Annotated in this window: 10 protein-coding genes and 1 pseudogene; 5 read left to right on the top strand and 6 right to left on the bottom strand. The window is 42.0% G+C overall.

From position 1 onward, the window contains the following. Positions 1–17: 17 nt before the first annotated feature. Entirely contained in the window at positions 18–1043 is a 1026-nt protein-coding gene (gene tdh, locus PR761_RS16780) for an L-threonine 3-dehydrogenase (RefSeq protein WP_006816194.1), read from the top strand. Between the two features lie 77 nt (positions 1044–1120). Here the strand turns inward: tdh and PR761_RS16785 are convergent, their stop codons facing one another. Both PR761_RS16785 and envC read right to left on the bottom strand, forming a co-directional pair. Continuing rightward, entirely contained in the window at positions 1121–2164 is a 1044-nt protein-coding gene (locus PR761_RS16785; RefSeq protein ID WP_154610728.1) for a divergent polysaccharide deacetylase family protein, read from the bottom strand. 35 nt (positions 2165–2199) lie between these two features. Continuing rightward, positions 2200–3492 (bottom strand): murein hydrolase activator EnvC, encoded by a 1293-nt coding sequence (gene envC / locus PR761_RS16790; protein WP_006816196.1) that lies wholly within the window; start codon positions 3490–3492, stop codon positions 2200–2202. Between the two features lie 433 nt (positions 3493–3925). Here envC and PR761_RS16795 point away from each other — a divergent pair, with 433 nt between their 5' ends. The 4 genes from PR761_RS16795 to cysE all read left to right on the top strand — a co-directional run bounded on the left by PR761_RS16795 (position 3926) and on the right by cysE (position 6798). After that, positions 3926–4363: a rhodanese-like domain-containing protein gene (locus PR761_RS16795; protein ID WP_006816197.1), complete on the top strand. Its 438-nt coding sequence runs from the start codon at positions 3926–3928 to the stop codon at positions 4361–4363. 84 nt (positions 4364–4447) lie between these two features. After that, positions 4448–4915 carry a protein-export chaperone SecB gene (gene secB, locus PR761_RS16800; protein ID WP_006816198.1) on the top strand — a complete coding sequence of 156 codons (468 nt, stop codon included), beginning with the start codon at positions 4448–4450 and terminating at the stop codon, positions 4913–4915. Between the two features lie 9 nt (positions 4916–4924). Further along, positions 4925–5953: an NAD(P)H-dependent glycerol-3-phosphate dehydrogenase gene (gene gpsA, locus PR761_RS16805; RefSeq protein WP_006816199.1), complete on the top strand. Its 1029-nt coding sequence runs from the start codon at positions 4925–4927 to the stop codon at positions 5951–5953. A 23-nt stretch (positions 5954–5976) separates the two neighbouring features. Beyond that, positions 5977–6798: a serine O-acetyltransferase gene (cysE, locus tag PR761_RS16810; RefSeq protein WP_006816200.1), complete on the top strand. Its 822-nt coding sequence runs from the start codon at positions 5977–5979 to the stop codon at positions 6796–6798. A gap of 224 nt (positions 6799–7022) precedes the next feature. Here the strand turns inward: cysE and trmL are convergent, their stop codons facing one another. The 4 genes and pseudogenes from trmL to PR761_RS16830 form a co-directional block, all read right to left on the bottom strand. Beyond that, on the bottom strand, positions 7023–7526 hold the full coding sequence (trmL, locus tag PR761_RS16815; protein ID WP_112837587.1) for a tRNA (uridine(34)/cytosine(34)/5-carboxymethylaminomethyluridine(34)-2'-O)-methyltransferase TrmL: 504 nt from the start codon (positions 7524–7526) through the stop codon (positions 7023–7025). A 151-nt stretch (positions 7527–7677) separates the two neighbouring features. Next, entirely contained in the window at positions 7678–8700 is a 1023-nt protein-coding gene (gene galE, locus PR761_RS16820) for a UDP-glucose 4-epimerase GalE (RefSeq protein ID WP_154610727.1), read from the bottom strand. Positions 8701–8726: 26 nt separating this feature from the next. Further along, entirely contained in the window at positions 8727–9473 is a 747-nt protein-coding gene (locus tag PR761_RS16825) for a glycosyltransferase family 2 protein (RefSeq protein ID WP_154610726.1), read from the bottom strand. Position 9474: 1 nt separating this feature from the next. Then, positions 9475–9604: pseudogene (locus PR761_RS16830) on the bottom strand (UDP-glucose 6-dehydrogenase); the annotation flags it as partial.

Here is a 9604-nt window from a genome sequence, read left to right on the forward strand (position 1 = left end):
TAAATAAAAGGTCGCCTATGAAAGCACTGTCCAAATTAAAAGCAGAACCAGGTATATGGATGACAGACGTTCCGAAACCGGAATTGGGGCACAATGATGTGATGATCAAAATCCGTAAAACCGCTATTTGTGGTACGGATGTTCATATCTACAACTGGGATGAATGGTCGCAGAAAACTATCCCAGTTCCTATGGTGGTAGGTCATGAATATATAGGGGAAATTGTTGAAATTGGGCAGGAAGTTAAGGGTTTCAAAATTGGTGATAGAGTCTCTGGCGAAGGGCATATCACTTGCGGTCATTGTCGAAATTGCCGCGGCGGTCGAACCCATTTGTGCCGAAATACCATCGGAGTAGGAGTCAATCGTCCCGGGTGTTTTGCTGAGTATCTCGTGATCCCTGCATTTAATGCGTTCAAAATTCCCGACAATATTCCTGATGAAATCGCGGCTATTTTTGATCCCTTTGGTAATGCGGTTCATACCGCGCTCTCTTTTGATTTAGTGGGCGAGGACGTGTTGGTTTCGGGGGCGGGACCGATTGGGATCATGGCGGCAGCCGTTTGTCGCCATGTTGGCGCGCGCCATGTGGTCATCACCGATGTAAATGATTATCGCCTTGAGTTAGCGAAAAAAATGGGCGTGACTCGAGCGGTAAATGTGAGCCGTGAAAATCTGAAAGATGTGATGAAAGAGCTGGGAATGAAAGAAGGTTTTGATGTTGCTTTAGAAGTTTCCGGCGCTCCACCGGCATTCCAAACCATGTTGGATACCATGAACCACGGTGGAAGAATTGCGCTATTGGGTATCCCACCGTCATCGATGGCAACAGATTGGAGCCAAGTTATTTTCAAAGGTTTGTTTATCAAGGGTATTTATGGACGAGAAATGTTTGAAACTTGGTACAAAATGGCAACGTTAATACAGTCTGGACTCGATTTATCGCCGATTATCACCCATCAGTTTTCTATCGATGATTTCCAAAAAGGTTTTGATGTGATGCGTTCCGGTCAATCAGGAAAAGTGATTCTGAACTGGGATTAATAAACAAACAGTTACGTATAATAGGGTTCATGGCCATAGGGTTGATGAACCCTTTTTATTGGGTATTTTAGTTGCTTCTAAGATGATTTTTTCTCAGAGAGCAAGGGTTGCAGAGTCTTGTCTTGGTAAATGGCCTCGACGACTGACATCAAAAACTCAATTCCTTGTAAGCGAGTTTGAGGGACTTCAATATCACAAACGCCTATTTCAACTGGCTGCTCTGGCTGGTTCATTCCCGATTCAGGAGCCGTTGGTTCGCTGATCGCTGGCTCAGTTGGCTTGATAGGTTCAACAGGCTTAGTGTCTAATTGAACAGGCGTTTGGGATTCCGGCTTAGCGGGTTTCATCCCTTCTGGTTGCATTCTTAGAGGTTTACGTGGCTCAGTGGTTGTTGGTTGGTTATTGACTAAAGTACTGACAGGCACTAACTCAACATCCGCAGGGATAAGCGGAATAAATTTTTGTAATGCTCGCACCGTGGATGGGTGCGGGTGGCCAATAGCAACGGCACTTCCATGCTTGCGAGCATAGGAAATCGCTTTATTAAGCTGAGCGCGAGTTTCTTCTTCAGATTGGTGGTTATCAATGAAGATATTGCGTTTTGTGGACGGTACTCCAAATTCTTTAGCGGCATTTTGTGCTTGTGTATTACCGATGGTCACACTATCCAAGAAAAATAAATTAGATTGAGACAACGAGCGCATCACATTGCGCATACCCGATAGGCTGGAGGTCATCTCACTTCCCATATGATTATTCATGCCTTTGGCGTGGGGGACGCGGCTGATCGCATTTTTAATGATTCGGTCAACGTCTTCTGCACTCATGGAGGGAGTGAGTGTGTCTTTTTCGAGAGGTTGTTTACTCAAGGGTTTCATTGGCATATGGATTAAAATATCCCGCCCTTGCTGATAGGCTTGTGTTGCAACCTCTATGCCATGGGGCGAGTTAGGAAGAATGGCAATGCTGATAGCTGCTGGCATGGCGAGTATTTGGTTATCTTCTTTTGCGCGGTAACCAAAGTCATCAATCACAATCGCCAGCTTTGCTGCACTCGCCTGCGAGCAAATGACTATCAGCAGTAAACTAGTCAAAAATTTTATTGGCGAGCACTTCAACATAATTATTTTCCTAACATTTTGGTGCCTTGGTTCAGCTATTTGCCTAACCAAGGTCGAGGGTTAACAGTTTTACCTTGCCTGCGAATTTCAAAGTAGAGGGATGGGCGCTCTTGTCCGCCACTGCTACCCACTAAAGCAATCGGCTGCCCTGCTCGGACTTCTTGCCCGACGTTCACTAATGCGCTCTGGTTATAACCGTAAAGGCTCATATCCCCTTTACCGTGTTCCACGACGACCACTAATCCATAGCCTTGTAACCAATCGGCAAGTAACACTCGACCGTCAGCAATGGCTTTAACTTGGGTACCTTCGTTGGCCGCGATCACCATGCCTTTCCAGCGTAACTCACTGGAGATAACATCCCCATAATTATGCAGTGTTGAACCGCGTACTGGCCAGATTGCTTGCCCTGCTGGACGACCTAAACCTCCAGTTCTGGACATCAATGATTGCTCACTGTCTGATGGCTTATAAGTGGAACCTTTTTGTTTCGCTTGGCGTTCTTTTTCCGCCACTTGAGCACGAATCTTAGCAGCTTCCCGAGCTTCTCGTTCCGCTCTAGCTTTTGCTTCACGTTCAGCTCTGGCAATTTTATCGCGTAATCTTGATTCGTTTTGTCTCAGTACAGCCAGATTTTTTTGATCTTCTTTTAGCGCACTGTCTAACGCGGTGAGTGTTTTTTGTCGAGAAGCTTTGGCATTATCCAGTTTTTGTTTTTCTTGTTGCAGTCGTGCAAGCGCCGCTTTTTGTTCAGCTTGTTTTTGTTGCTCTAACTGTTTTTGTTGGTGTAACTCTTGGGTGGTTTCTTCCAGACCAATAATCGTTTTTTCACGGGCTTGGTTCAGATAACCGTAATACGCAAGAATTCGCTCTTCACGCTGACCTTCTTCACCCTTTAAGAGTAGTGATAAACCTTGATGTTTTCCAAGGCGAAAAGCGGCATCAAGTTGTTCAGCGAGTAATTTTTCTTGCTCAATTTTTTTCTTTTGTAATTGGCTGATATTGCCAGATAGGGATGAAATCTCTTTTTCTAGTTGTTTTAATTGATTTTGAGTTTGGTGTAACCCACGGCTAGCCGTTGAAATACTTTGTTCTTGCTGCTTGAGTTGTTCGAGAAGATTATTTTTTTGGGCTTGTTGTTCTCTAACACTTTTCTCTTTTTCAGCAATACTTTTTAGAAGGTCGTTTAACTGACCTTTATTTTCAGTGATCTGATTTGCTTGTGCCGTTGGGTAGGGCACAAAAGCAAATAATCCCAAACCAAGCAGGGCGGGAATCATAGCCTGACGAACAAAAAGAGTTTTTATTCGATTGGATGTATGGGCCATTGTGATAGATCACCTCAATTAAATACAATAACTGATTATTTCATCTGCTAGTCATGCTTTCCAGTACTCTCTTAAAAATAGTACTAAAAGCCTTAAAAATTAAGAGAGTTACTATTATACCGTATGCAACTAAGTTAAATTTCAGGGGGTATTATTACTGATTTTTGGCGTATAGCTAGTTTTGATGTGCTTTTTCTGATTTCGCCAGTAATTAATTTACCGTCAAAGCTTTGTCTGAGCGTGTTTATGATAAAATGTTTGCGTACAGCTTCGAGAAAAGAATCCTTTTTTCAGTAAAAAGGTGTTAACTCTGCGAGTCTTTTCGCAAAAAAGACATTCTAGTTTGCGCTAATTGGCTGTAATTAGCTCAACACAAAGGTATACTCTGAACCCTTTGATATTCGTTTTTAACTAACGGGAGTAATTGCCCCCCATGATCCAAGAAATCATGCAATTTGTCAGTCGTAACACCTTTGTTAGTCTGACCTGGGTAGTGTTATTTGTTGCTGTAATCGTTATGACCTTCAGAGGCCTATTGTCTAAAACTAAAGTCATTGTGCGTTCTCAAGCGATTACGATGATTAATAAAGAAGACGCGGTAGTTGTGGACCTACGTTCACGAGAAGAATTCCGTAAAGGGCACATCATTGATTCAATTAACTTAACACCATCTGAAATTAAAGATAATAATTTAGGTGAGCTGGAAAAACATAAACAGAAACCTGTTATTGTCGTTTCTGCAAGTGGAATGGAATCTGGGAAACCAGCTGAACATCTTGCACAACACGGTTTTGAAAAAGTCTTTGTCCTGAAAGAAGGGATCGCTGGTTGGGCAGGTGAAAACCTACCACTGGCTCGCGGTAAGAAGTAATTATTCGGCATTACATCAGTCACTGAATATATGTCGGCAATTGAATATATCTCGAAACTCTAATATGGAAGTAAGGTAATTATTATGTCAGAACAAAACAACTCAGAAATGGTATTTCAAATTCAACGCATTTATGCAAAAGACGTTTCATTTGAAGCACCTAATGCACCACAAATCTTTCAGAAAGAGTGGCAACCAGAGATCAAACTGGATTTAGATACTTCTTCAACTCAATTAGGTGAAGGGGTTTATGAAGTTGTTCTGCGTGTAACCACTACCGCGACTCTTGGTGAAGAAACTGCATTCCTGTGTGAAGTTCAGCAAGCGGGTGTGTTCTCAATTGAAGGCATCGAAGGGACTCAAATGGCGCATTGTTTAGGTGCATACTGCCCGAACATCCTGTTCCCATATGCGCGTGAAGCCATTACTAACATGGTGGGTCGTGGTACTTTCCCACAATTGAACTTAGCTCCAGTTAACTTTGATGCGCTGTTCATGAACTATTTACAGCAGCAACAAGGTGAACAAGAGCAGACCCCTGAAGTTCAATAAGGTCTCTTAATGAAAACTGCTTCAATGACAGTTATCGGTGCCGGCTCGTACGGCACCGCTTTAGCCATTACTTTAGCGCGTAATGGCCATGAGGTGGTGTTGTGGGGGCATGATCCTGCACATATCCAGAAATTAAACCAAGAACGTAGCAATCAGGCATTTTTGCCTGGCGTTTCTTTCCCTGATAGTTTATTTCTCGAGACGGACTTAAAAAAAGCCGTTGAAGCGAGTCTGAATATCTTGATAGTCGTACCGAGCCATGTATTTGGTGATGTACTCAAGCAAATCCAACCTTATCTACAGGCGGGTTCCCGTATTATTTGGGCAACCAAAGGCTTGGAAAGAGATACGGGGCGCTTGTTGCAAGATGTAGCGCGTGAGGTATTAGGTAACGAAATTCCTCTGGCGGTACTGTCGGGACCGACATTTGCGAAAGAGCTAGCCGCAGGCTTGCCTACCGCCATTTCTGTGGCGGCATCTGATAGCCAATTTGGTGATGACTTACAGAAGCTATTCCATTGTGGTAAAAGTTTCCGTGTGTATAAAAACCCAGACATGATTGGTGTTCAGCTTGGTGGTGCCGTGAAAAACGTGATTGCGATTGGCGCGGGTATCTCCGATGGCATGGGGTTTGGTGCGAATGCACGTACAGCATTAATCACCCGCGGGCTGGCTGAAATGAGCCGCCTAGGGGTATCACTCGGGGCAGACCCTTCCACATTTATGGGTATGGCTGGTCTTGGGGATTTAGTGTTAACCTGCACAGATAACCAATCTCGTAACCGTCGATTCGGCATGATGCTCGGTAATGGCGTCAGTGTTGAAGATGCGGAAAAAGACATCGGGCAAGTGGTTGAAGGTTATCGCAATACCAAAGAAGTGAAAGCGCTAGCAGAGCGTGCAGGTGTTGAGATGCCAATTACTGAGCAAATTTATCAAATTCTTTATTGCCATAAAGATGTGTTAGAGGCCGCACAAGCACTGCTTGGGCGTGCAACAAAAGATGAAATTGCGGATATGCCTAAGTTATCGAGCTAAATAAAAAATAGAAGAGAGCCATTATGTCGCGTGAAGAACTGGATAGAATTTGGGGATATATAAAGGAAGAAGCCAAAGCGCTTGCTGACTGCGAACCGTTACTTGCCAGTTTTTTTAATGCGACACTGCTGAAACATGAAAACCTCGGCAGCGCTCTCAGCTATATGTTAGCCAATAAACTCAGTTCACCGATTATGCCTGCCATGGAAGTGCGTGAAATTGTTGAGGAAGCTTATCGCAATGATGAGCAGATGATTTTCTCCGCTGCGATGGATCTTTCCGCTGTTCGCCTGCGTGACCCCGCCGTTGATAAATATTCCACTCCACTGCTGTATTTAAAAGGTTTTCATGCCTTACAAGCTTATCGGATCGGTCATTGGCTATGGGGCGAAGGGCGTAAGGCGTTAGCTGTATACCTGCAAAATCAAATTTCGGTTTCTTTTGGTGTTGATATTCATCCCGCAGCCCAAATTGGTTGTGGCATTATGCTCGACCATGCAACGGGTATTGTGATTGGTGAAACGGCGATTGTTGAGAATGATGTTTCGATTTTACAGTCGGTTACTCTCGGCGGTACCGGTAAAACTTGCGGCGATCGTCATCCTAAAGTGCGTGAAGGGGTCATGATTGGTGCAGGTGCGAAGATTTTAGGCAATATCGAAATCGGCCGTGGCGCAAAAATTGGTGCTGGCTCCGTGGTATTACATCCAGTTCCACCTCATACAACCGTTGCTGGAGTCCCAGCTCGCATTGTGGGTAAACCAACCAGCGATAAGCCATCTCTGGAAATGGATCAAAACTTTAATGGGAACATTGATGGTTTTGAAGATGGGGATGGGATTTAGGTAAGGAGATAGAGTGGTAGAGAAAGTATGTATTATTGAGTCTTTGCAGCAATGTGATGTTGCTATAAATCACAAGAGAGTATCAGTGTATAACTGAAGCGTCCTTACTTGAAAAACCCAATGAATATAATAGCCATTCAGATATTTTCATCCAAGCTAGCCCTATAGAGATTGACCATTCAGAAGATAAATTAAAGGAGCTTAATTAGCTCCTTTATTATTTTCTAATCTTTCAGCAATGCGCCCGGATATCCCAACTGGCGCCATGCCTCAAAAACCACCACCGCAACAGAGTTCGACAAATTCATACTGCGGCTTTCTGCCAGCATTGGAATGCGAATTTTCTGCTCCATCGGCATATTGTCGAGCACATAAGGCGGTAAGCCTCGAGTTTCTGGACCAAACATCAAATAGTCATCTTCGCGATAGCTGACATTGCTATGGCTCGGTTTGCCTTTGGTGGTTAATGCAAACACCCGAGCACCGCTTTCTGACTGATTATTATCCGGATTTAAACCTTCACTTTCTAAAAAAGCATAGTAGTCATGATGGTGTTTGATATCAGCAAATTCACTGTAATCCAGCCCAGCACGGCGTAGCCGTTTATCATCCCAAGTAAATCCAAGTGGATGAATAAGGTGCAAACTAAAACCCGTATTAGCGCATAAGCGGATGATATTCCCAGTATTTGGTGGGATCTCTGGTTCGAATAAAACAATATGTGGCATAGCGTTAATTAGATATTTTTCGGAATAAAAAGATGATGCAGAGTTTACGCGCAATTTTGTCAATATGCATCCATTGCGTGGGGCGAGGAGTTGGGGGATATAAAAAAGGCGAGCTGGTGGCTCGCCTAAAAATTCATATTTAAATAGTAAATTATTTATAGCCGTTAGGATTCTTTGATTGCCAGCGCCAACTATCATCGACCATATCTTGTACTGAATATTGTGCTTTCCAGCCTAAATCATTGAATGCTTTTGTAGGGCTAGACCAACATTCCGCGATATCACCTGGGCGCCTAGCAACGACTCTGTATGAAATTGGCTTATTAGCGGCTTTTTCAAAGGCTGCGATCATTTCTAAAACACTGGTGCCTTTGCCTGTGCCAAGATTATAAATATGTAATCCTGATTTTTGGCTTGTATGGGTTAGTGCAGCAATATGGCCATCGGCTAAATCCATCACATGGATATAATCACGCACACCCGTTCCATCAGGGGTTGGATAGTCATCTCCAAATACCATAACTTCTTTATGACGACCTACTGCAACTTGAGCAATATAAGGTGTTAAATTATTTGGGATACCTTGCGGATCTTCGCCAATTAATCCAGATTGATGAGCACCAACAGGGTTGAAGTAGCGTAATAAGGTAATGGACCATTCATTTTTTGCGATATGCAGGTCTGTTAAGATCCGCTCTACCATATACTTACTGGTACCGTAAGGATTGGTGGTGCCACCTACTTTTGAATTTTCAGTCAGTGGTACTTCTTCTGGATCACCATATACTGTCGCCGAGGAGCTAAAAATTAAACTTTTCACGCCCGCTTGCTGCATGCTTTGAACTAAAACTAAGGTGCCATTCACATTCACATCATAATATTCAATTGGTTTTTCAACTGACTCACCAACCGCTTTTAGACCTGCAAAATGAATAACTGAGCTAATCGGATGCTCGGCAAAAATAGTATCCAAAATGGCTTTATCACGAACATCCCCTTGGTAGAACGTAGGTTTAGTCCCCGTGATAGTTTCAATGCGGTTAAGTACTTCAAGATTGGCATTATGCAGATTATCCAAAATAATCGGTTGGATACCTTGCTGGATCATTTGTACACAAGTATGGCTGCCAATATAGCCAAGACCGCCGGTGACTAGAACGCTGGGGTTGTTCATTATTTTGCCTTGTCTATTTTTTGATATTAAATTCTTTTTTTTAATGCGTGAAAAATATAACAAAAAAGATAATATAAACTCTGCATGAGATTTAGTTTAAGTTCATTCCTGTATATATTCCATTGCCATTGTATTGATTTTATCTTATTACTAGATAAGGAGGTTTCTTGGACACGATATTTGGCTAAAGATTCTTGTATACAGTAAGCTTTTTGAGTTTTTTTTAGTATAGATAACCACATTAAATAATCTTCTGAGCCTATATTTTTTTGGTAAAACTTTCCGATTTTTTTTGCATGATATATTCCAGTCAAGTTGCCAATAAAACAAGAGTGTAACATATCTCTATATTTTATTATTTTAGGTGAATGCCTTGTATTAATTAATCCATTTATATTAAAAGTAGAGTAATTGGAACATATTACATCCCAATTTTTATTTAGTAATTCAATTTGTTTTTCTAGTTTGTTTGGCATCCATATATCATCGCTATCAAGAAAAGCAATATAATCACCTTTTGCAATAGATATACCTTTATTTCTTGCAGATGCAACCCCTTCATTTTTATCTGAATTTATTAATACTATTCTTGAGTCATTATAAGAGGATATTAAACTAACAGAATTATCAGTAGATGAATCATTTATTATAATTAATTCAAAAAATTTATAACTTTGACTTAATACAGAGTTAATCGACTCAACAATAAATTTTTCAGAGTTATAACATGGCATTATAATAGATACCAATTTGTCATTTTCTGTAACTACCATATCAATCATTACCAAACAGGTCGCGGGTATACACTTTATCCACTACATCTTCCAACTCTGGTACCATGCGGTTAGTCAGAATAATGTCGCTTTCCGCTTTAAAGGCATCTAAGTCACGGATCACTTTAGAG

This window comes from Providencia sp. PROV210, assembly GCF_028479445.1.
GTDB classification, from domain to species: domain Bacteria; phylum Pseudomonadota; class Gammaproteobacteria; order Enterobacterales; family Enterobacteriaceae; genus Providencia; species Providencia rustigianii.